Consider the following 22,927-nt stretch of genomic DNA (forward strand, 5'->3'; position numbering starts at 1 on the left):
TCGGCGGGGCCGTATGCCTCAGAGGGGTAGGCCTCACGCGGCGCGGGTCGCTCCGCTCCGCGCTGGGAATAGGCCGTGGGGGCCTCCAACGGGGGCTCGCGCCGCAGCTCGGGCCTGCGGGGGCGGTCACCGGTCTGCTCGAAGGAGCGCCGGTCCGGTGACCTGTTCGGGTCGTTCATGAAATGCTCCGGCTCGGCGGCCCTCGGGGCCTGTCGGTAAGGGCGCGCCGGCTCGGCCGGCGGTTGCGCAGCGTCAGGCCAATCGTCGTCGGCCTGGCGCGACGCGGGCGGATAGGCGCCCTCGCGCGCTTCTTGCTCGCGGATGACGTGCTCACTCAGTTCATGCGGGTCATTGCTGGACCAGCGGTCTTCCTCCAGCCACTCCTCTCCCTGCTGGCGCGGGTCGCGCATGGCGGAAGTAGCGCGCCCGTCGCTGGTCCCCCGCGCCGACCGGAGCGGCTCGCGCTGCTCAGGCGCGCGGTTTTCTGGCTCGATGGCGGTGCTTTCCACCCAGTCGGTCTGCTGCCATGCGCCGTCGCGCAGCAGGCGGCCGTCCCGCGCATCCCGCTCTCGCGGGACCGGCGGCTCGCCGGCGATCCAGTCGCGGCGCTCACCGGGGGCGGCGCGATGGGGACGATGCGGAAGGAATTCCTCCGGCGGGCCGTCATCGTCCTCCGGGTCGATCGGCGGTCCGGCGCGCTCGGGACGGGCCGGCGCGTAGGGAGACGGATGACGCGCGTCCTGCTCCGGCACCTCGTGGGGACGGGGTGGTCGCCTGTCCTGGGCCTTCAGGCGGCGTATCCGGTCCTCGATAGGCTCGGAGACCTGCGGAGCCGGGGCGAAATCGTCGAGGAACGGCAGCAGCGGGTCGTCGAGCCCGGGCGAACGGGGCGCGCTGTCGTCGCCCGGCCCGGCAAGGCGCGAGGCCGGGCCCCGGGTCGGACGCTGCATGGGACGCAGCCGGGGCTCCATCCGTTCCTCGGCGCGGCCGTCCGGCGGCGCGCGGCGGGGCTCGTCCCATTCCCGCGACTGGTCGCGCGAATGGGCGCGGGTATCCTGCGCATCCATCTCGCGCTGGGGCGGATGATCGTCACGCGGGTCCGCCAGCGGCTCGAGCCTCGGGTCGCGCCGACCCTGCGGAATGCTTGCGCCTTCGGGCTCCTGGCCTTGCCGGGATGCGGGACGCCCTGCCGGCACGTGATCCCGATCGTCGTCGAGCGACCCGAACGAGGGTTCGCGCCGGCCGGCGTCCGGGGCGCGGGTATCCCCTGCGCGGCGGCGGTCGTCGCGTTGCGGTCCGCGTTCGGACGGACGGGGGGGCGGGTCGAAGGCCGGCTCGTCCCTCGGAGGTGCATCGCGCAACGGCATCTCCCGCTGCGGGACGTCGAACGCCGGGTCACGCCGTTCACCGCCCGCACGGGCGCGGGCGTCCCGCAAGGGCCGGGGCGGAGCCTCCGGCTCGGCGGCGAGATCGCGGTCGGCCTCCGGATCGGGGAAGGGAAGCGGCAGCTCGGCGCTTTCCGGCAGCTCGGGAAGGACATCCTGCTCCCCGCCCCTGCCTTTGCCGCGCCGACGCGGCAGAAGGCCGAGCAGGCCGCCGAAGGTGACGCCCTCCCCGCCGGCGGCGCGGGCTGGGCGGGCGGAGCGCATGGAGGCCACCTCGCGCTCGATGCCGAGATCCTGGACGTAGCGCACGCCCTGGTCCTTCAGCACCCGCTGGGCGCCCTTGATGGTGAAGCCGTCGGTGTAGAGCAGGTGGCGGATGCCGCGCAGGAGGTCCACGTCCTCCGGCCGATAGAAGCGCCGGCCTCCGGCGCGTTTCACCGGCTTGATCTGGGTGAAGCGGCTCTCCCAGAAACGCAGGACGTGCTGCGGGAGCTCAAGCTCGTCCGCGACCTCGCTGATGGTCCGGAAGGCGTCCGGAGCTTTCTCCGTCTCGCGCGCGTCGCCCACCTTGTCTCCCGCCTCGTTCGACCGAATCGCCCAGAGCCCGTGCGGGAATCATAGGTGTGATTGGCGCGTGCGGAAAGGCGGGCAAGCCGCCACAAGGGCTTGTCCCCGGTTGTTCGCGCGGTCGGTTACGAAATCCTGTCCGACGGCGGGGGGCGAGGATCAGTCCTCGTCGGTTCCGTCCGGCTCGGTGCCGTTGATGCGGTGCTTGAGGATGCTGGAGGGCTTGAACACCATGACCCGGCGCGGCTCGATCGGCACTTCCTGCCCGGTCTTGGGATTGCGCCCGATGCGCTCGCCCTTGTCGCGCACGACGAAGGAGCCGAACGAAGACAGCTTCACCGTCTCGCCACGGGCGAGGCAGTCCGCGATCTCCTTCAGAACCATCTCGACGAGCTGGGCAGACTCGGTGCGAGAGAGTCCCACCTGCTGATAGACGGCCTCACACAGATCCGCCCGCGTTACGGTCCGACCAGCCATATGTCTCCCCGACCCCTGAAAGCGCGCTCGGACCGGCCGCCAACGCCCGCCCAGCCATGCAAATGCAGCAATTCTTAACAGTTGAGGCTGCACGAATGTGACGGATACGCCGCCGAACGTCCACGAGCCCCAGCGCCTGTGGGCAACGGCGTCCGGCAAACTAGCCGCGCCGGCCGAACAAGGTCAACGCTTTATGTGGCCTACCAGCGGATCAGTGCCGACCCCCAGGTGAATCCGCCCCCCATCGCCTCTAGCAATACCAAATCACCTTTGGCGATCCGGCCATCCCGCACTGCGACATCGAGTGCCAGGGGGATGGACGCGGCGGAGGTGTTGCCGTGCAGGTCGACGGTTGTCACCACCTTCTCCGGCGCGATGCCCAGCTTCTGGGCGCTGGCGTCGATGATGCGACGATTGGCCTGATGGGGCACGAACCAGTCGATGCTGGCGGCGCTCTCGCCGGTGGCGGCGAAGGCATCCTCGATCACGTCGGTGATCATGCCCACCGCATGCTTGAACACTTCCTTGCCTTCCATGCGCAGATGGCCGGCGGTGCCCGTGGTGGACGGTCCGCCGTCCACATACAGCTTGGCGCGATGGCGGCCGTCCGAGCGCAGGTGAGAGGTCAGGAGACCGGAATTGCCGGCCGCCGTAGCGTCCACGGCTTCCAGAACCAGCGCCCCGGCACCGTCGCCGAACAGGACGCAGGTGCCACGGTCCTCCCAGTCGAGGATGCGCGAGAAGGTCTCGGCGCCGATCACCAGCGCCCGCTTGAAGGCGCCCGTCTTCAGATAGGCGTCGGCGGTGGCGAGCGCGAACACGAAGCCGGAGCAAACCGCCTGCACGTCGAAGGCCGCGCCGCGGGTGATGCCCAGCTCGGCCTGCACCGTCACGGAGGTGGCGGGGAAGGTCTGGTCCGGCGTCGCGGTGCCGAGGACGATGAGATCGATGTCGGCGGCGGTGAGGCCGGATGCCGCCAGCGCCCGCTCGGCCGCCTTGATGGCGAGGTGGGAGGTGAATTCACCTTCCGCAGCGATATGCCGCTGACGGATGCCGGTGCGCTGCACGATCCATTCGTCGGACGTGTCCATGCGCGCCGCGAGATCGGCGTTGCTGAGAACCCGCTCGGGGAGATAGGACCCGGTGCCCCGGGCGACGGACCTGATACCGCTCACGATTGTCCTTCCGCCCCTGCGGCCTCCGGCCGGCGCTCGGAAATCTCCTGCGCCCTGCGGCTGGTAAGGCTCTGTTCGATGCGCGCCAGAAGCTCGTGGCGCACCATGTCATAGGCGAGGTCGACGGCGGCGGCGAAGCCTTTCGCGTCGGTGCCGCCATGGCTCTTGATGACGATGCCGTTCAATCCCAGGAAGACGCCGCCGTTGGCCCGGCGCGGGTCCATCTTCTCCTTCAACACACGGAAAGCGTCGCGCGCGAAGAGATAGCCGATCCTGGCCCTGAGCGTGCGGCTCATGGCAGAGCGCAGGTAGGAGGCGAGCTGCTTGGCCGTGCCCTCGGCGGTCTTGAGCGCGATGTTCCCGGAAAAGCCCTCGGTGACCACCACGTCCACTGTGCCGGCGCCGATGTCGTTGCCCTCGACGAAGCCGTGGTAGTTCACCGCCCCCTCCTCCTCCCGGAGGATGCGCGCGGCTTCCTTGACCTCCTCGACGCCCTTGATCTCCTCGACCCCCACGTTGAGCAGGCCGACGGTGGGCCGCTCGATGTCGAACAGAACCCGCGCCATGGCCGAGCCCATGATCGCCATCTCGACCAGGCTCTTGGCGGTGGCGCCGATCGAGGCGCCCACATCCAGCACCACCGTCTCGCCGCGCAGCGTCGGCCAAATGGCGGCGATGGCGGGGCGGCTGATGCCCGGCATGGTGCGCAGGTTGAAATTGGCCATGGCCATCAGCGCGCCGGTGTTGCCGGCGGACACGGCCACATCCGCCTCATGGATCTTCACCGCGTCGATGGCCTTCCACATGGACGATTTGTAGCGGCCGCGGCGCAGCGCCTGGCTCGGCTTGTCGTCCATGCCCACCACCACGTCGGTGTGGACGATGCGGGAGGCGGCGGCGAGCTTGGGGTGGCTCTTGAGCACCTCGCGGATGCGGGCCTCGTCGCCGTAGAGCAGGAAGCTGGTATCCGGATGGCGTCCCAGGGAAATTTCCGCTCCGGCAAGGACCGTCGCGGGTCCATGGTCGCCGCCCATGGCGTCGACGGCGATGCGGACGGCTACGGTCATCTCAGGCTTAAATCCCTGCTTCGATCGAATGGCGGCGGGCACTGCCCTGGCGGAAAAGGTGAGGATCGCAACAAATCCCGGCAATCATGTCCCGTCGCAGCCGTGGCCGGTGCGGCGCGCGGACAATAGCGCGTCGCCGCGCCATCGCAACTGCCCCGGGACGCTGTTCACTCCTTGTCTTTCAACCGCGAGAGCGCCGAGAAGGGCGACAGCGCGGCGGGATCCTCCGCCGGCGGCTCGAACACCGCGCCGGGCTTGCGCGGGTAGGGATCGACGCCGAGCGCCAGGAACTCGCACACGAGCGCGCCCACATCGATGCGGCCGTCGACGATCTCGTCGGGCGGATCGATCCCGTTCTCTTCATCCTCTTCGGAAGGCTTATAGGTGCCGGCGGGGGCGAAGTGGACGTCGATTTCCTCGTCGATGGGCGCGTCGAACGGCTCCAGCGTAACACCGCAGGTCTGGCGCACGGTGGCGCGGAGCCGGCCTGAGACGTGGACCCCCTCCTTGCCTTGGGGAACGATGTGAAGGGTCGCCAGGATGCCTTCGGCCTCAAGGACACCCACATGGCGGGCCAGCACCGCCGTGGTCGCGGCGTCGGGCTCCAGCTTGAGGTGGAGGCCGAGCGGCGGGAGGTCGGCGATGGAAATCATGTGGGAATAAGGAAGGTCGCTCATTGTCCGGCCTCCGGCGCACGCCCGTGTTCGGGGGGCGGCAGCAGCAGCTCGCCCCGGGCGAAGGTTTCAAAAGGCGTCGCCTCAAGGCGTTCGACGGCGGCGCGGACGTAGGCCGCGAAGGGCTCGGCGCGCGGCGACGCTTCGTCCGTGCCGAGGATATTGCGCGCGAGGGCCTGGGCGAGGAGGGCGTTGCCGGGGGCGGCGAGCGCGGTATCATATGCCGCAGCACGGCCGTAGAAGGCTGCGCCGATCTTCTTCATCTTCTTCGGCACGGTGAGATCGCCCACGCCCAGCTCGCGCATGGTGCTGTCCATGTCGGCCGCGAAGGCGTCGAAAATCTCCTGCGACATGGCGCGCGCGGTGTCGTCGCCGCCCTTCAGGCGGTGGCAGACAAGCACGGTATGGAGCACGACCATTTCAAAGCGTCCCTCCAGCGTATCGGGAACGCCGAAGTCGGTGTAGAACTCCGCCCGCCGCGACTGTGCCACGATCGCGCCATACAGGCGCTCGATGGTCTCGCGGGACTTGGCACGCTTTAACGAGCGGAACAGGTTCAGCATTTAAAATCCCGGGCCAAGGTCCGGCGAGGAGTTGAACGGGCAAGCGGCGTAACGCGCCATCGCCCGCATGGCAAGGGGCGGTAGCCGAGGCGACGCTTCGGGGCACTGTTCACAGCACAATGATGGGGATGCGTGTGGCGTCACGAGAAAAGAGCCAGGAGCACACGGGGAACGGCCGGAACACCACGAGCCGGAGGCTTGGCCTTGCGGGAACCGCCGCCCTCCTGCTCGCCGGCATGGCGCTTACGGGCTGCGACCAGGTGGCCGTGAACGGCACGGGCGGCCAGCTCACCGGTGTCGTTCGCACCTATCAGCGCGGTTACGTGCTGGCGGAGGGTGCGCTGGAGCAGGTCCCGGTCGGATCGAGCCAGGAACAGGTGCTGCTGGTGCTTGGCACCCCGTCGACGGTCGCGACCCTGAACGGCGACGCCTTCTTCTACATCTCCCAGACCCAGCAGCGGGTCGCCTTCCTCAAGCCGGAAATCACCGAGCAGAAGGTGCTGGCGGTCTATTTCGACAAGAACAAGCGGGTGACGCGCGTCGCCCAGTACGGGATCAAGGACGGCAAGGTGTTCGACTTCGTGTCGCAGACCACGCCCACCAGCGGCGAGGAGCTGAGCCTTATCCGTCAGCTGATCGGCCTCATCACCTTCTGATCTGGTATCAGCACAGTCCGGCCGCGCATCGCGCGCGCCGGACAGCGACCTGAGGAGACCTTGACCTCAGCCGCGAATGACGCTCCCAAGGGGCGGCGCCGGAGCCCGTGCCCCTTCGGGACGTCCTGCCCTACGCCACGCTTTTCCCTTCGCAATGCCTGCCCGGAGCGACGAGCCCGAACCGATGGCCAGAACACTCGGACAGGACCTCGCCGCCGCGCTGCGCTTCTATTCCCGCCTGCCCTTGCCGGCCCGGGACGAAACCGCTTTCGCGGCCCCCGACATCGACCGCATCGCCTATGCCGTGCCGGTGGCCGGCGCGGTGCTGGGCCTTATCGGGGCGCTCGTCCTCATCCTGGCCATGGCCCTGAAGCTGCCGGCCTTCCTTGCCGCCACGCTCGCGGTGACGGCGCTGGCGCTCGCCACCGGCTGCTTCCACGAGGACGGGTTGGCCGACACCGCCGATGGCCTCGGCGGCGGGCGGGACCGCATCCACAAGCTCACCATCATGCGCGACAGCCGCATCGGCACCTATGGCGCCACCGCGCTTTTGCTGGGCCTGCTGCTGCGGATCGGCGCGCTGGAGGCGCTTGCCCTGTCGGTGGGACCGCTCCGCGCGGGCCTGGTCCTCATTGCCGGCGAGGCCGCCTCCCGCGCCGCCGGCGTGCTGCTCATCGCTGCCCTGCCGCCGGCCCGCACCGATGGCGCCGGGGCGTCCGTCGGCCGGCCCTCGGAGGCGGCGGCGCTGTCCTGTGCGCTGGTCGCGGCGCTCATCGTTTCGGTGCTGATGGTGGCCTCCTTCGGCATCGGTGCCGCGTTTGCCGGACTGATCGGCCCTGCGCTGGTGCTGCTCGTGATGATGCGCCTGTCGGCCCGGCTCATCGGCGGACAGACCGGCGACGTGGCGGGCGCCACCCAGCAGGTGGCGGTGATTGTGTTCCTCCTCGGCGTGCTTATCTTCGGCGGACGGTAGGCGAGCGGCGATTCCCGCCCCGCCTCAGCCGGAAGGAGCCGAGCGCCCGACCGCGCAGCCATGACCCAGCCGTCAGACCCCCGGACCGTTTCCCGCCCCGGCGCCATCCGCTCGCCCTGCATCAAGGTGTGCGTGGTGGAGCCATTGAGCGGCCTGTGCATCGGCTGCGGACGCACGCTGCGGGAGATCGGCGGCTGGGCCTCGTTCTCGCCGGATGCGCGGGAGCGGATCATGGCTGTCCTGCCGGACCGGCTGGCGCGTCTCAAGGAGACGGCGCCGGATGCGTTCATGGAATAGGCCGCCATGCGCAGCGACCGTCTTCTCTGGATCCTCCTCATCGGCCTGTTCGCCGGCGGCGTCATCCTCGCGGTGAACCACGAGCAGGGCGAGGTGGCGGGCATCGACATCAACAAGTTCGGCGCGTTGGTGGGTCAGCTCTCGATCGCGATCTTCATCGGCGCGGCGGCGTGGTCGGTCTTTCGCGGGCGGATCGCCGAATCGCTCATGGCGGCCGCCTTCTGGCTGGTGCTCGCGGCGATGCTGGCGCTCGGCTACACCTATCGCGATCCCCTCGCCCAGGTCGGCCGCAAGGTGCTGGCCGAGGTTGCGCCGGGCTATGCGGTGAACCTCGCGCAGACCGGCACGAGCATGGTGGAGGTCACGCGCGGGGCGGCCGGCGATTTCGCAGTGCGCGCGGGAATCAACGGCTCAGGCGTGAGCATGCTGGTGGACACCGGCGCCTCGTCCGTCGTTTTGACCCATGAGGCGGCGCAGGCGGTGGGCCTGCCGGTGGATTTCCTGAAATATGACGTGCCCGTCGATACCGCCGCCGGCCGCACCCGCGCCGCCGCCGTGGTGCTGGACACCATCACCATCGGCAGCATCGTCGAGCGCCGCGTGCCCGCCCTCGTCTCGCCCGCCGGCGCCTTGCGCACGAGCCTCCTCGGCATGAGCTTCCTGTCCCGGCTCGAGGGCTTCGAGTTCCGCGGCGACAAGCTCGTGATGCGCGGCGGCAAATGATTGTGTTTCCGCTCGCTGCCCGCCTCGGTTAGGTTTTCGGGCGTCCACCCCGCCTGATCTGCGAACCCCGATGCGCGTCCCCACTGCGACCGATCTCCAGAAGGAACGCGCGATCCTGTTCGCGATCCTTCTCGATTTCAGCGTCTTCGTCCCCTACCTCGTCACGGTGTGGCGGATCGGTTCCCTGGCCATGCTGGCGGAGATGCTGCGCGGCGGCCTGCTGTTGCTGGTGGAGGGCCTCGCCCTGCTGACGCTGCGCGCTGCCCATCGCGGCCGCCTTTATTTCTACGATTTCGGCATCGGCAAGCTCGAGCGCATGTTGGCGGCAGCCATCGGCGTGCTGCTGCTGCTGGCGGCCGTCTTCATTCTCATCAAGGTGATGGATTCGACTGAATCCGAGCCCCTGCCACCCTTCTGGGTGGCGGCCGCTCTGGGTCTTGTCATCTACAACCTGTTCACGAATCTGGCGCCGCTGGTTCCGCTGTGGCGGGCGACGCGCGCGGGTACGTCCATCATCGTGCTCAGCCAGTTCCGCGCGCGCATCGCCAAGGCCATCGCCTCGGTGACGGTGGTGGTGTGCGTCGCCCTCGACGTATTGCTTCCGCACACCAAGGTGGCGCTGGTGGCCGACGATATCGGCGGGCTCATCGGCGCGGCCTTCATGCTGGTCATCGGCGGCAGCATGATCTCGGAAGCCCTGCCCGACCTTCTGGACCGCGCGCTCGCCGAACCGTTGCAGATGAAGGTGAACGCCGCGCTCGCCGCCAATTTCGACCGCTACGAGCAGCTCATTGGCGTGCGGACCCGCAAATCCGGCAGTGTCGCTTATGTGGAGATCACGGTGGGCTTCGCGCCGGATCGCACCATCGCCGACGTCAGCTCGGTGACGGAGGGCCTGCGCCAGACGCTGACCGCCGCCATTCCCGATGCCGACGTGGTGGTGATCGCCGCGCCTTATGATCCGGCGACCGAGGCGACCTAGAGCATCTCCAGCCCGACCTTGCGCCGGGGCGGCGGGAAGGCCTTGTCGATGGCGGCGAGGTCGTCCGCATCGAGCGCCAGATCGCGCGCGGCGGCGTTCATCTCCACATGCTCGATGCGGCTCGCCTTGGGAATGGCGATCACATCGCCGCTCCGCATCACCCACGCCAGAGCGACCTGAAACGGGTCCACGCCGTGCTTCTTCGCCACGGCGCCCAAAGCCCCGTTGCGCGGCAGGCGGGCCTGCTCGATGGGGCTGTAGGCCATGATGGGAATGCGGGCGGCGCGCAAGGCCGGAAACAGGGCGAACTCCGGCCCGCGCCGGCTCGGATTGTACAGGACCTGATTGGCGGCGCAGGCGGTTCCGCCCCTGGCGGCAAGAAGCTCCTCCATGTCGTCCGTATCGAGGTTGCTCACACCCCAATGCCGGATCTTGCCGGCCTTCTGCAGCGCCTCGAACCCCGCGATGGTCTCGGACAGGGGATGGTTGCCGCGCCAGTGGAGAAGGTAGAGGTCGATGACGTCGGTCTTCATCCGCTTCAGGCTGCGCTCGCAGGCGGCGGCGACGCCCGCCCGGCTGGCGTTGTGCGGATAGACTTTGCTGACGAGGAACACCTCGTGCCGACGTCCGGCGATGGCTTCGCCCACCACCTCCTCGGCACCGCCATCGCCATACATCTCCGCCGTGTCGATAAGGGTCAGGCCGAGGTCGATCCCGCGCCGGAGCGCGTTCGCCTCCGCGACGCGGGCGGTGGAGCGCTCGCCCATGTACCAGGTGCCCTGGCCGAGGGCGGGCACCGTCTCGCCGCTGGGAAGGGTCACGGTCTTGCTCATTGCCGGTTCCTTGGCATTCGACTGGCCGCTGGCCGATTTCGGGCGACCATAGCGGCTGCGTGAGCGAGGTCCAGAGAGTGCTCCGACCGTCTTGGCCCCCGCCCTGAGACGCAGAACGCCGGCGGGAGCACCGCCGGCGTTCGCCTTGTCTCTAAAAAGAGCGCGATCAGGCCGCGTCGTAGAGCCGGCGCTCCAGCAGCGGGCTGCCGCCCTTGAAGGCACCATGCAGCGCCTTGGCGGCGGCGAGGACAGCGAGGTCCACAAGCGGCTCGACGATGATGACGAGCAGGTACGCGCCGCCGAACGTCGCCACCGACGCGACGTTCTCCGCCGCGAAGCCCTGGCCATAGATGGCCCAGAACGCCACCCAGCCGACGATGCCGGCCTGATAGGTGGTGGAGAGGGCGAGCGCCTGGCCGTACTTCAGCTCCACGTAGGGCGTGCCCGGCGCGACGATGCGGCGCGCGACGGCGGCGACGCCGAACAGCGGCACCAGCAGCGTGGTCACGTTCATGCCGTACTGGGGCAGGTCGAACGGCGCGAAGAACAGGCCCTGGACGAGCAGGCCGAAGGCGAGGCCGAGGGCCGCCGGAGCCGCGCCGAACATCAGGAACAGGGTCGAGCCGAGGATGAGGTGCACTTCCGAGACACCCACCGGATAGTGCGGCAGAACCTCGAAGAAGGAGAAGACGAGGGCGGTGGTGGCGAGGGTGCGGCCCGCCAGCGAGAGGACGCCGCGCTCACGCGCCGCCTCATAGGCAAGCTTGAGGGCGTAGCCGCCGGCGGCGGCCGCCGTGACATAGCTGAGGCCGATCTTGGCCCCGTCCACGAGTCCGGGTTCGATATGCATGTTCGTCTCCGTTGCCGTCTCACCCGACGGCCCGAGGGGTTCATCATGCGACCGGCCGGTCTCCTGACTCGCGGGTCTACGCTCACCCCCGCCTTCCCGGCCGGCCCGAAGGGCTGTGGCCAGTGGCATGCTGGAAGATCGCTCGCCGCTTACAGTCGCGGGGGCGGTTGAGGCTTCGGCCGGATCTCGCGGATGATTCTCCGCGCAATCCCGCCCTACCCCATTCCCGTTTCACTCCGGATGCCGAGGCAGCCGGAGCACCGTTCGCAAGCGCAGCAGGCACCGAACGCCGCCGCCCTGTCAAGCAATCCCGTAGCAATGGGACGCGCGCCGTGGCCTTCGCCGGGCGCGCATCCTGCCGCTCGGGGCGGGAAGCTCCGCGTCAGTGGCTGGAGTGGGCGCCGCTGCCCTGAGCGCCCATGCCCTCCACCTTGAACTGAACAGGGACGGTGCCGGCCTTCTCGAAGGTCAGCGTGCCGTCCACCAGCGTGCCCTCCTTCAGCGGGGCCTTCAGGTCGAGGAACATGATGTGGTAGCCGCCGGGCTTCAGCTCGAGGCTGCCCCCGGCCGGAATGGCGAGACCGTCCGGCAGGGGACGCATCACCATCACGCCATCCTTCATGCTCATTTCGTGGATTTCCACGCGCCCGGCGAACGGCGCGGTGGCGGCGACGAGGCGGTCGGGGGCGGTTCCCGTGTTCTTCACCACGAGATAGCCGCCGGCGACGGTGGCGCCGCCGGGCGTGGCGCGCGACCAGGGATGGTCGATCTGCAGGGGCCCGGCCTTGAAGTCATGCGCGACGGCGGCGCCGGCCAGCGCCGCGGTGGCGATGGCGGCGGCGATGATGGTGCGGCGGGTGAGGTGAAAGATGGACATGTGTACTCCTGCATGGCGCCGGGGGCTGCTGCCGCTCGGCGGGATGGAGTGAAGGGCTGGATGAAAGGGATCGCGCGCGGCGCGGTGCCAGCGCATCGGGGTGCGCGGAGACCCGCAACGGCTAAAGGAAAGGACGCGAGACAGCGTCAGCCAGCCAGCGGCGGCCCCTGGGACGAACGCGGCTCGCGCCGGTCCCGGCCCGTCCCCTCGATGCCGGCGAGCGGAAGGGCGCCCGGTCGATGATCCGAAGCAACCGGCATCCCCGCCCCGGCGACGGCGGGCAGTAACGGGGCCGGAGAATGGCCGGCGCATAAGGCGCAGCAGACGGAATGGTCCGCCCGCGGCATGGACGGATCGCCACCCTGCCCGTCGGCCGTGCCGATGCACAGGACGCTGCCATCGGTGCCGGCAGCCATGTCCATGGCGCCGGAGCGATCGAAGGCCAGACCGGCGACCACCAGCTGCAAAAGGAAGGCATAGGCGAGCACGACGCTGAGCGCGCCGCGTATCCACATTGCCCTCCGCCAGTGCGCCACCCGTCGCTCCCGAACCTCGACCATGGGCCGGCATGTTAACGGCGCGGCGTGGAAAGTCATCCGCCGCCACGCGGCGTCGGCCCGCTGCCCCTGGCCACGCCCCTCAGAAGTGGATGGCGAGCCGCGCCACGCCCCTTTGCGACACGAAGTCCTGGCCCACGTTGAGCCCGTACTCCAGCTTGAGTTCCAGATTGTCGCGGGTCACGGCCTGAAGGCCGAGGTCCAGATTACCGAGCACGTTGGGGATCGGCGTGGTGGTGGTGAAGCTGCCGGCGGAGAGCGGCGCCCACAGGAAGCGGGCGGTGGTCTGCCACGCGTCGTTGGAGGCGAAGGAGGCGCCGAGGGTCATGTAGGGCCGCAGGACGATGCCGTCCGGCAGGTCGATCCGGCCGCCGAACTCCACCGCCGGCGTGGCGATGAAGGTGGTGAGGCTTGAGGCCTGCAACGCCAGCTCCGCGCCCGTCAGGCCCATTTCGGTGAAGGCCGGCATCTCCACATGCACCACATCGAGGTCCACGCGCGGACGGACGTAGAAGTTGGAGTAGGTGAACTCGTAGGCCGCCCGCAGCCGGCCGGTGAGGTTGTAGACATCGGACGTGCTTGTGGCCTGCCCGCCCGCGAGGCCGATGATGCGCGTGTTGTCGTAGGACACCCAGCCGGCATCGAGCGCGGCCGAGAACAGCCAGGGGCCGGTCTGGTATTTCAAGGCGACGCCGATATCCCCGCCGTTGCCGCTCGACGAGAACCAGCCGCTGGTGCTGGAGACCGAGGACTGCTGGTAGGCGCCGGACAAGGCGAGGAACCAGTCGGTGGCAAGCTCGCGCTGCACGCCGGCCTGGAAGATCACGCTGTCGGAGGCGAAGCCCGCCATCTGCGCCGTGGTGGACTGGCTGGTGCGGTCGTAGATGATGCGCGCCCAGGCGCAATTGTCCTCCCTCAGCTGGGTGCTCTGCGCCACGAAGACCGGGCAGCTCATGGTGCGGTCGAGGAAGGCCTGGCTCTCGCCGATGCGCAGCCCGGCCGGCGCCTGCAGCAACTGCGGGGAGAGCTGGCCCAGCGCGCTCTGGTAGGCGAGCGGCGAACTCACGTCGATGAGGCCGTTGAACACCTTGGACATGCCGCCGATATCGCCGGTGTCCCACACTCGCTGAAGGCCACCGCCGACTGAGGCCTCGTTTGACGACAGCCAGATGCCCTGCGGCAGGAAGTGCGCGATGGGACTGATGGTGAGTGAGGTGGCGTCCGCATGAACGGCCCAGCTGTAGGCGAGCCCGCTGTCCTTGGCGACGGCGGTGCCGGTGAGCTGGTCGGCCACCAGGATGGTGTAGCTGTCCTGAGGCGCGATGCTGGACGCGCGCGGATCGATTGTGCCGCTGATGGTCGCGCCGCCGACCACGCGGATCTGGTCGTGGCGGGCGGAGGCCGAATCCACGTCCACCTGAAGCACGCCATCGGAGCCGATGCCTCCGGCGACATTGGTGGTCGCGATCACCCCCAGGCCGCCAGGGTTGACGGTGCCGTGGTTGGTGAAACCCGGCGCCGAAAGTCCCGCGCTCCGCAGGGTCGGCCCCGTGTCCGATGTGGCGCTGACAAGGGTACCGGAATTGAAGGTGGCGCCGGTCTCGTTGATGAGGCCATTGGTGCCGCCGCCGAGATCGACGCTGCCGTTGAGCGTGCCCTTGTTGATGACCGTGTCGTCGCCAATGCCCGCTTGAACGGCGGAGCCGCCGAGGCCGGTCACTGTCCCGCCCTGCGCGATGGTCACCGTGTTCTGCTCGCCGCCCGAGAGCACGATGGCCGAGGTGCCCGCCCCGCCCCGCACCACGCCGCCATCGGCGACAAGGATCTGGATCTGGCCGTTTCCGCTCGGGCCGAGGCTTTGCGCGAAGATGCCGGCTGAATTGTCGCCGGTGGCGATGACGCTGCCGGCAACCAGCACCGTGACCGGCCCGCCGGTGCCCGAGCCGCCCGCGGTGCCCAGTCCGACGCCGCCCGCCGTCGCCGCCATGCCGCCGCCGCCGCCGATGGACTGGGCGACGATGGCCGGTGCGTTGGCGCCGGAGGTGCTCGCGACGCCGGTGACGGTCACTGTCACGGCGCCGCCGTTCCCGTTGCCGCCGCCGGTGCCCTGAATGCCGTCCTGAAGGGAGAAGGCAGCGCTTGCCGCCGAACCGCCGATGCCGCCGCCGCCGCCCACCGACTGGGCGAAGATGGCGGAGGCGCCCTGCCCGCTGGTCACGATGGTTCCGGCGGCGAGGGCATAGATGTCGCCGCCATTGCCGCCGCTTCCAGCCCCGCCGCCGAACGCCACGGCGGCCGTTGCGTCCGAGGAGGCGGTGCCACCCATTCCGCCGCCGCCGCCGATCGACTGGGCGAGGACGCCGAACGCATTGGTGCCGGAGGTCCGGATTACCGAGGTGGACGAAAGATCGATGGTGACCAGGCCGCCCGTGCTGCCGCTGCCGCCATCGCCGCCCAAAGTCAGCGCCACCGAATGGCTGCCGCCCGTCGCCGATGAACTGGTCGCGGCGATGCCGCCGCCGCCGCCGATGGACTGCGCCAAAACGCCGATCGAGGCATCGCCGAAGGTCTGGATGACGCCGGAGACGTTCGCATAGACCGCCCCGCCGGCGCCGCCCGCCCCGCCCGATGCGCCGAGGCCCACGGTGGCCGCGAACGATCCGTTCCCGGAATCCGTCGCCACCGTCGAGGCCCGACCGCCGCCGCCGCCGATGGACTGGAGCACGATGCCGTTGGACAGGTCGCCTTTGGTGAGGATGGTGCCCTGCTGGTTGACCGTGACGGTCTCGCCATTCCCCGCGACGCCACCGGCGCCGCCGAGCGTCAGGGTGGCGGTCACGGTGTTCTGGCCGCCGCTCGCGGTGCTGTTGGCCGCAGACGCATTGCCGCCGCCGCCACCGATGGACTGGGCGAGAATGCCGTCCGAGCCGGCGCCCAGCGACTGGATCCTTCCATCCACGGTCACGGTCACGTTGCCGCCGTTGCCGCCCCCGCCGCCGGTGCCGCCGAGGGTGGCGCCCACGCTGGCGGCCCCGGTGGAGCCGCTCGCCGAGGTGGCGACGGAGGCCTTGCCGCCGCCCCCGCCGATGGACTGGGCGAGGATGCCCGCCGAATCGTGGCCGCTGGTCGCGACGAGGGCGTTGCCACCACTGCCGAACAGCACTTCGACCGTGCCGCCGTTGCCGCCCGAGCCGCCGCTGCCGCCCACCGCGGCGGACAGGCTGAAGCCGTTGCCGCCCTTGCCGTCCGCCTTGGTCTTGCCCGCGCCACCGACGCCGCCGGAGCCGCCGATGGATTGGGCGACGATGGCGTCCGCTGCCCCGCCGGTGGTGGAGACGGTGACATCCGCCTGGGCGGACACGATGACGCCGCCGCCATTGCCGCCGCTGCCGCCCGTGCCGCCGACAATGCCGCCCACCGCGATCTGGCCGCTGGTGGCATTCTGGGCGCTGCCGGCGAAGCCGCCGCCCCCGCCGACCGACTGGGCGAGGATGGCGCTGGCGCCCGTGCCCGAGGTCGAGATGTTGCCGGTGTTGTAGACCGCCACCGAATAGCCGAAGCCTCCGCTGCCGCCGCTTCCGCTCAGGGAGAGGGAGACGGTGGCCGAGCCGCCGGTGCCGCTGTCGCCCGTCACGGCGGCAGCGCCGCCACCGCCACCGATGGACTGGGCGAGGATGCCGTGGCCGAAATCGCCCATCGTCACGAGCGTCCCGGAATTGGTGACGCTGGCTTCGCCGCCGTTGCCGCCGCCCCCGCCGCTGCCGCCGAGGCTTGCGCTGAGATTGAGCTTCGCGCTCTGGCCCGAGGCGGTCGAGACCGTGGACACCGCGTTTCCGCCGCCCCCGCCGATGGATTGCACGACGATGGCGCTGGCGTGGTCGCCCTGGGTCTGGACGAGGCCGGCGTTGACCACGCCCGCGAGGCCGCCGTTTCCGCCCGTCGCGCCGCCTCCGCCGAGATTGGCGGAGAGGTTCGCGGCATCGCTGCCCGACGCGGTGGACGATGCGGCGCCGCCCTTGCCGCCGCCCCCGCCGATGGCCTGGGCGACAAGACCGTTGGAGCCGGTGCCGAGCGTCACGACAGTGAAGGCGGTGGAGCCGGGGTCGGATCCGGTGCCGTTGATGATGGTGGCGGATACGCCATTTCCAGCGCTGCCGCCGCCGCCGCCGATGTCCACCGACAGGCCGAGGCCGTTGCCGCCCTTGCCATCCACCTTGCCGGTGCCCGCGCCCGCCGATCCGCCGCCGCCGCCGATCGATTGGACGAGCACCGCGTCCGCCGCGTCGCCGGAGGTGATGATCTTGCCGCCGCCGGTGCCTGACAGCACGGCGGTGGCGAGCCCGCCGTCACCGCCCGCGCCCCCCGTTCCGCCGGCCGCCGCGCCGATGCTGATCTTTCCCGTCGCCGCATTGTCGGAACTGCCGGCCGCGCCGCCTCCGCCGCCGATGGCCTGCACCAGGATGGCGGTCGAGCCGTGCCCCAGCGTGTAGACGCTGCCCGAGGTGTAGACCGAGGCTGTGCCACCCGCCCCGCCGCTCCCTCCGGAGCCGGTGAGGGCGAGGCTCACATTCGCCGTTCCGCCGTTGGCGGCTCCGCCCGAGGTGCCCGATTGTCCACCGCCGCCGCCGATGGATTGGGCGAGGATTCCGTAGCTGAAGGACCCCTGGGTGAGGATGCCGGCGCCGTTGTTCACCTCGGCGATGCCGCCGGTGTTTCCGGAGCCGCCCGCGCCGCCGAGGGTCGCGGTCACGACCGCCTCGGCGCTGGTCGATTCCGCCGCCGCGTGGGTGGCAAGCGCCATGCCGCCGCCGCCGCCGATGGACTGGACCACGATGCCCGAGGCGTGGTCCCCCGCCGTCACGATGGTGCCGCCCACCGTGTTCACATAGGCGTTGCCGGCCGTATTTCCGGAGCCGCCATTGCCGCCGAGCCCGACCGACAGGCTCGCCGTGGAGGACGATCCCTTGGTGGCGCTCGAAGAGGTGGAGGCGCCGCCCTTGCCGCCGCCACCGCCGATCGACTGCGCCACGAGGCCGTTGGACCCCGTGCCGAAGGTGGCGATCGAGACGCCGTCGGTGGTCGCACTGCCGTTGTTGATGAAGACGTTGCCGCCGGTGCCGCCGGAACCGCCGCCGCCGCCCACGGCGACATCGAGGGAAGCGCTGTTGCCGCCCGCGCCGTCTGCCTTGCCGGAGCCCGCGGCGCCGTTGCCGCCGCCGCCGCCGATGGATTGCGCCAGCACGCCGTCCGCAGAGTTGCCGGTGGTGACGAGGCTGCCCAGCTTGGCATTGTCGAGGGTGACGGTAACGGTGCCGCCGTTGCCGCCGCCCCCGCCTGTGCCGCCGATGGCGGCGCCCACCGCGAATTTCCCGTTGGCCGCATTGGTGGCGCTGCCGGCATTGCCGCCGCCGCCACCAATGGACTGGGCGAGGATGCCGGTGCCGTTCTGGCCCTCGGTGCGGATGTCGCCCGTGCTGGTGACCGTCACGGCCCCGCCGTATCCCCCGGTGCCGCCGGTGCCGGCGAGGGAGAAGCTCAGGCTCGCGGTTTTGGCCGCGCTCGCATCCGCGCTGGCGCCCGCCACGCCGCCGCCGCCGCCGATGGACTGGGCGACGATGGCCCTTGATTCATCACCGGTCACCACGATCTTGCCGGAACTGGTGACCGCCACCGCCCCACCGTGGGAACCGGCGCCGCCCGCGCCGCCCAGGGTGGCACCGATGGAATAGCTGCCGCCGGACCCCTTCGCGGTGGACGAGCCGCCCTTGCCGCCGCCGCCGCCCACCGATTGGGCGAGGACGGCGTTGGACATCGCGCCCGAGGTCGAGATATCCGCCGTGTTGTTGACCGTCACGACGCCACCGTAGGACGCCGCACCCCCGACCCCGCCGAGCGTCAGCGTCGCCGAGACGGATTGGCTGCCCGAGGCGTGGGCGTCCGCCCCCGCGCTTCCGCCGATCCCGCCGCCGCCGCCCACCGACTGGGCGATGATCGCGTCCGACATCTTGCCGGATGTGGAGATGCTGCCCGCCGTCGTCACCGTGACGCTGCCGCCACCATCGGCATTCCCGCCGCCACCGGCGATGGCGGCGCCGAGGGAGATTTTCGAGGTCGCGACCGTGTTGGTGTTGCCGCCGATGCCGCCGCCCCCGCCGATGGACTGGGCGATGATCGCGGCGGACTGGTCGCCCCTGGTCGCGATGACGGCATCGGTGGTCACGGTCACGTCACCGCCGGTGCCGCCATTGCCGCCCTTGGCGCCGAGGGTGAAATCGAGGCTCGCCTGCCCGCCGCTCGCCGAGCCCGCCGCCGCGCCGGCCTTGCCACCACCGCCGCCGATGGACTGTGCCACGATGGCCGAGGCGTGATCGCCCGTCGTGAGAAGCTGGACCGTGGACGTCACGCCGCTGGCGGTGGAGGTGACGGTGACCGCTTCTCCGTTCCCCCCGAGCCCGCCGGCGCCTCCAAGATTCGCGTTGAGCGTGAAAGACGACGAGGAACTTCCTGAAAGATCGCTTGATTTCGTATCGGTCTTGCCGGAGGCGGAGCCGCCCGTGCCGCCGCCGCCGCCGACGGATTGGGCGAGGATCGCGTCGGCATCGGCGCCGCTCGTGGCGATCTGCCCGGTGTTGGTGACCGTAACCTGGCCGCCTGCTCCGCCGCCGCCGCCTTTGCCGCCGAGCGCCACCGAGAGGTCCACCGTTCCCCCGGTGGCATCGGCCGTGCCGCCGCCCGCCGTGCCGCCGCCGCCGCCCACCGATTGCGCGAGGATGCCGCGTGCGCTGGTGCCGGACGTGGCGATGCTACCCGACTGGGTGACGATGACGTTCGAGCCGTTTCCGGCGGATGTGCCGGAACCGCCGCCGCCAAGGGACAGGCTGACGGAGGTCTTGCCGGACAGGGATGCCGCATTGGACGAGGTTGTGCCAACGCCGCCGTTGCCGCCACCGCCGCCGATGGACTGGGCGATGATCGCGTCGGCGAAATTCCCCGTGGTGACGACCGTTCCGGAATTGTCGACGTTGACGAGCCCGCCGTTCGCGCCCTCGCCTCCCGATCCGCCCAGCGTGACCGACACCGTGACGGGCACGCCCGCCGCCACCGAGACGCCGAGCGCGCTGGCATCGCCCCCGGTGCCGCCGCCGCCACCGATCGACTGCGCGAGGATGCCGGTCGCCCCCGCGCCCTTGGTGCTGACGCTGCCGGTGTTGGTGGCATAGGCTTTTTCGCCATAGCCCCCGCTGCCGCCGCTGCCGCCCAGGCTCGCATTCACCGAGACCGCGGTATCCGCGCCGACCGTCAGGCTCTTGGCGGCGGAGGAACCGCCGTTGCCACCGCCGCCGCCGATGGACTGGACCACGATGCCCATGGAATCGAGGCCGCTCGTGACGATGACCCCGGAATTGGTGACGGTGGCATTTCCGCCGTTGCCGCCCGATCCGCCGCTGCCGCCCAGCGCGACCGCCGCGCTGAAATAGATGCCTGCGCTCTGCGACAGCGCGCTGCCGCCCGATCCGCCGCCGCCGCCCACGGATTGCGCGATGATGCCGGAGGCACGGTCACCCGTTGTGACGACGCCGGCGGCGTTGGTCACCTGGACGATCCCGCCGTAATTGCCGCTGCCGGCGCTGCCGCCAATGGTGAGGGAGAGGCCTTCGGCCGTCGTCCCCGACGCGCTGCCCCCCGCGCCGCCGCCGCCGCCGATGGACTGGGCGAGGATGGCCGTGGCGTAGTCGCCGGCGGTGGAGACGGTGACGGTGCTCGGGGTCGCGCCGGTATTCGTCACATAAACGTTGCCGCCGTGGCCTCCGCCGCTGCCGTTGCCGCCGATGGCCGCCGAGATGCCGAGGCCGAGGCTCATGGCGCCACCGCCACGTCCGCCGCCGCCACCCACCGATTGCGCCACGATGCCGAGCGCATTGTCGCCGGTGGTGACGATCGTCCCGGTGTTGGTGAGCGTCGTCGTGCCGCCGTTGCCTCCGGCGGCGCCCTGCCCGCCAAGGGAGGCGACACCGCCCGCGCCGCCGCCATTGCCGCCGCCGCCGCCGATGGACTGGGCGAGGATGCCGTCGGAGAACGCGCCGCTGGTGGTGATGGAGCCAGAGTTCGTCGCCGTCGCCCCGCTGCTCGTGCCCGTGCCGGAGGTCCCGGCCGAGGAGCCGCCCACCGCCACGCATCCGCTCGTCGTGCTGCCGCACGAGCCGATAACGAGGTTTCCGCCGCCGCCGCCCACCGACTGCACCAGCATGCCGTGGGCGTAATTGCCGGTGGTGGTCACGGTGCCGGCATTGATGCCCGTCGCCGAACCCGCATCGCCGCTGATGGCGCCGTTGCCGCCCATGGAGACGAAGACCGCATCGGCCGACCCGCCGTTGCCGCCGCCGCCCGCCACCGACTGCACCACGATGCCCACCGAGCCGTTGCCGGTGGTCGAGACCGCGCCTGCGGATTTCAGATAGACGTTGCCCGCGGTGCCGCCCGGCCCGGCGACACCGCCCGAGCTGGTGATGAAACCGCCCACGGACGCGCCGTTGGCGCCGGTGCCGCCGAGGCTCTGCGCGACGACGGCATTCGCGGCATAGCCCGAGGTCCTGACGGTTGCGCCGGCCGCGATACTGACATTGACCACGGTGCCGCTCGCGGCGCTGCCGCCCGTACCGCCATTGCCGCCGATCTCGTTGAGCGAATCGTCACCGGGCGCACCGTTGCCGCCCGCCCCGCCGTTGGCGGAGACGATGATGCCATGCGCCGCGTCGCCGCTGGTGGTGATGGTGACGCCGCCCTGGACCGTGAGGCTGGCTGTTCCGCCTGTGCCGCCCGTTCCGCCATTGCCGCCAAAGGCCGTGGCATCAGACCTCGCGCTTCCGCCGGAGCCGCCCGCGCCGCCGTTGGCGGAGACGATGATGGCCGACGCCGATGCTGCGGTGGTCGTGATCTGGGATTGCTGCTGGACAGTGACGGAAACGGTCCCGCCATTGCCACCAGCGCCGCCATTGCCGCCCCAGGAATCGGAGAAGCCGCCATAGCCGTATCCGCCTTGCCCGCCTGCCCCGCCAACTGACTGAGCCACGATGCCGGATTGCGGCGATGAGATCGTGCCGGAAACAACGATCTCGACGCTTCCGGCATTGCCACCGCCGCCGCCGACCTTCCCGGTGGCGTTGGCCGTCGTTGAATCGGCTTCCGCCGACGCCCCGCCTGCACCGCCCAGTGAGGCCGCATACAGGCCGACTCCGCCCGCGCTCGTCAGGGTCACGCTGGAGAGGGTGACGCTCACCGCGCCACCATTACCACCGGCGCCCGCGGCGCCGCCGGTCGCCGCCGCAAGCGCGTGCACTTCGCCGCTGTTGCCGCCCGTCCCGCCGGCTGAGATCACGCTGACGGCCGGTCCGCTGCCGCTGCTGACGGTGGACGACGAGATCGTGACGGTGGCGATGCCCCCGTCTCCGCCATTGCCGCCGCTGCCGCCTGTGGAATCGGCTGCGCCACGGCCCTCTCCGCCCAGGCCACCGACGCCTCCGACGGTCGAAATGATGATGCCGCCCACCTGGGATGACAGGTTTGAACCGGAAACCGAGATGCTGACGTTGCCGCCATTGCCGCCGGTCTGGCCCGAACCTCCGAATGCCTGGCCGAGATAACTGAAGCCGTAACCGCCTGCGCCGCCTGCGCCGCCCGTGGAGCTGGCGGCGATGACCGTCCCGCTGGCCTGGTTGGCCGTGACCCCGTCCAGGATTGCCGAGAATGTGCCGCCATCGCCACCGGTTCCACCCGAGCCACCCGTCCCGGAGCCGGTCCCGTAAGAGACCGTACCTTCGCCGCCCGATCCGCCCATGCCGCCCTGGGTTGTGCTCTTTATGGCGTAGGTGCTGGTCGATCCGCCGCTGATCGTGATGGATGTCGCCCCGATGGCGGCTCCACTGTCGCCGCTGCCGCCGGTAGCGCTTTCAAAATCGTAGTTGTAATTCGCCCCGTTCGACCCGGCCGAGCCCGTTATCGTCTGGCTGAAGGGCATGGTTACGACGGTTTGCGCCGTGGCCGGCGGGACGGCGGCGGGAATAGCCACAAGAGCCAATCCGCACAGGGATGTGGTCAGGGCCGTGGAGAGCAGCATGCGCGCGGTGGATGCGCCATAGACGGTCGATGCCGCGCCGCGCGGCGCACGGTTCTGCGCAATCCCACCAACCGGCATTCCCGCCCCCAGCAAAGCCCGAGGTCGGAGATTGCTGTCCGCCGGACAAAAGAGCAATAAGCGCGATTGCGTCTCCCCG

At 70.4% G+C, this 22,927-nt stretch carries 15 protein-coding genes, 1 pseudogene and 1 riboswitch; of the genes and pseudogenes, 5 read left to right on the plus strand and 11 right to left on the minus strand.

What is annotated here, in order from left to right; all coding sequences use genetic code 11:
• Nucleotides 1-1,693: 1,693 nt before the first annotated feature.
• From J2126_RS25545 to J2126_RS23705, 6 genes and pseudogenes are all read right to left on the minus strand, one after another.
• Nucleotides 1,694-1,952, minus strand: a pseudogene (locus tag J2126_RS25545) (MerR family transcriptional regulator); the annotation flags it as partial.
• 159 nt (nt 1,953-2,111) lie between these two features.
• The gene (locus J2126_RS23685) at nt 2,112-2,429 is read right to left on the minus strand and encodes an integration host factor subunit alpha (RefSeq protein WP_168457829.1); all 318 of its coding nucleotides are present in this window, start codon (nt 2,427-2,429) and stop codon (nt 2,112-2,114) included.
• A 200-nt stretch (nt 2,430-2,629) separates the two neighbouring features.
• Entirely contained in the window at nt 2,630-3,604 is a 975-nt protein-coding gene (locus J2126_RS23690) for a beta-ketoacyl-ACP synthase III (RefSeq protein ID WP_209489220.1), read from the minus strand.
• Nucleotides 3,601-4,671, minus strand: coding sequence for a phosphate acyltransferase PlsX (plsX, locus tag J2126_RS23695; protein WP_209489221.1), 1,071 nt, complete (start codon nt 4,669-4,671; stop codon nt 3,601-3,603). The genes J2126_RS23690 and plsX overlap by 4 nt, the downstream gene beginning before the upstream one ends.
• Before the next feature lie 167 nt (nt 4,672-4,838).
• Complete coding sequence (locus tag J2126_RS23700) at nt 4,839-5,348, minus strand: YceD family protein (RefSeq protein WP_209489222.1); 510 nt, start codon at nt 5,346-5,348, stop codon at nt 4,839-4,841.
• A complete protein-coding gene (locus J2126_RS23705; RefSeq protein ID WP_209489223.1) occupies nt 5,345-5,908 on the minus strand; it encodes a ubiquinol-cytochrome C chaperone family protein in 564 nt (187 codons plus the stop codon). The genes J2126_RS23700 and J2126_RS23705 overlap by 4 nt, the downstream gene beginning before the upstream one ends.
• Before the next feature lie 128 nt (nt 5,909-6,036).
• Between J2126_RS23705 and J2126_RS23710 the strand changes: the two genes are divergently transcribed.
• From J2126_RS23710 to J2126_RS23730, 5 genes are all read left to right on the plus strand, one after another.
• Nucleotides 6,037-6,564, plus strand: a complete 528-nt coding sequence (locus J2126_RS23710) for an outer membrane protein assembly factor BamE (RefSeq protein ID WP_394101946.1) — start codon at nt 6,037-6,039, stop codon at nt 6,562-6,564.
• Nucleotides 6,565-6,748: 184 nt separating this feature from the next.
• Entirely contained in the window at nt 6,749-7,537 is a 789-nt protein-coding gene (gene cobS, locus J2126_RS23715) for an adenosylcobinamide-GDP ribazoletransferase (protein WP_245327551.1), read from the plus strand.
• A gap of 60 nt (nt 7,538-7,597) precedes the next feature.
• On the plus strand, nt 7,598-7,834 hold the full coding sequence (locus tag J2126_RS23720) for a DUF1289 domain-containing protein (protein ID WP_245327552.1): 237 nt from the start codon (nt 7,598-7,600) through the stop codon (nt 7,832-7,834).
• 6 nt (nt 7,835-7,840) lie between these two features.
• Complete coding sequence (locus J2126_RS23725; protein ID WP_209489225.1) at nt 7,841-8,557, plus strand: TIGR02281 family clan AA aspartic protease; 717 nt, start codon at nt 7,841-7,843, stop codon at nt 8,555-8,557.
• Nucleotides 8,558-8,627: 70 nt separating this feature from the next.
• On the plus strand, nt 8,628-9,539 hold the full coding sequence (locus tag J2126_RS23730) for a cation diffusion facilitator family transporter (protein ID WP_209489235.1): 912 nt from the start codon (nt 8,628-8,630) through the stop codon (nt 9,537-9,539).
• Here J2126_RS23730 and J2126_RS23735 read toward each other — a convergent pair.
• From J2126_RS23735 to J2126_RS23755, 5 genes are all read right to left on the minus strand, one after another.
• A complete protein-coding gene (locus J2126_RS23735) occupies nt 9,536-10,372 on the minus strand; it encodes an aldo/keto reductase (RefSeq protein WP_209489237.1) in 837 nt (278 codons plus the stop codon). The genes J2126_RS23730 and J2126_RS23735 overlap by 4 nt on opposite strands.
• A 166-nt stretch (nt 10,373-10,538) precedes the next feature.
• Nucleotides 10,539-11,222 (minus strand): energy-coupling factor ABC transporter permease, encoded by a 684-nt coding sequence (locus J2126_RS23740; protein ID WP_209489239.1) that lies wholly within the window; start codon nt 11,220-11,222, stop codon nt 10,539-10,541.
• 36 nt (nt 11,223-11,258) lie between these two features.
• A riboswitch (cobalamin riboswitch) is annotated at nt 11,259-11,502 on the minus strand.
• Nucleotides 11,503-11,604: 102 nt separating this feature from the next.
• Complete coding sequence (locus tag J2126_RS23745; RefSeq protein WP_209489241.1) at nt 11,605-12,099, minus strand: copper chaperone PCu(A)C; 495 nt, start codon at nt 12,097-12,099, stop codon at nt 11,605-11,607.
• Between the two features lie 146 nt (nt 12,100-12,245).
• Nucleotides 12,246-12,614, minus strand: a complete 369-nt coding sequence (locus tag J2126_RS23750; RefSeq protein ID WP_209489243.1) for a hypothetical protein — start codon at nt 12,612-12,614, stop codon at nt 12,246-12,248.
• A 124-nt stretch (nt 12,615-12,738) separates the two neighbouring features.
• Nucleotides 12,739-22,848 (minus strand): autotransporter outer membrane beta-barrel domain-containing protein, encoded by a 10,110-nt coding sequence (locus J2126_RS23755; protein WP_209489245.1) that lies wholly within the window; start codon nt 22,846-22,848, stop codon nt 12,739-12,741.
• Nucleotides 22,849-22,927: the final 79 nt, after the last annotated feature.

The sequence above is a fragment of the Xanthobacter flavus genome, from assembly GCF_017875275.1.
Classification (GTDB): Bacteria; Pseudomonadota; Alphaproteobacteria; order Rhizobiales; family Xanthobacteraceae; genus Xanthobacter; species Xanthobacter flavus_A.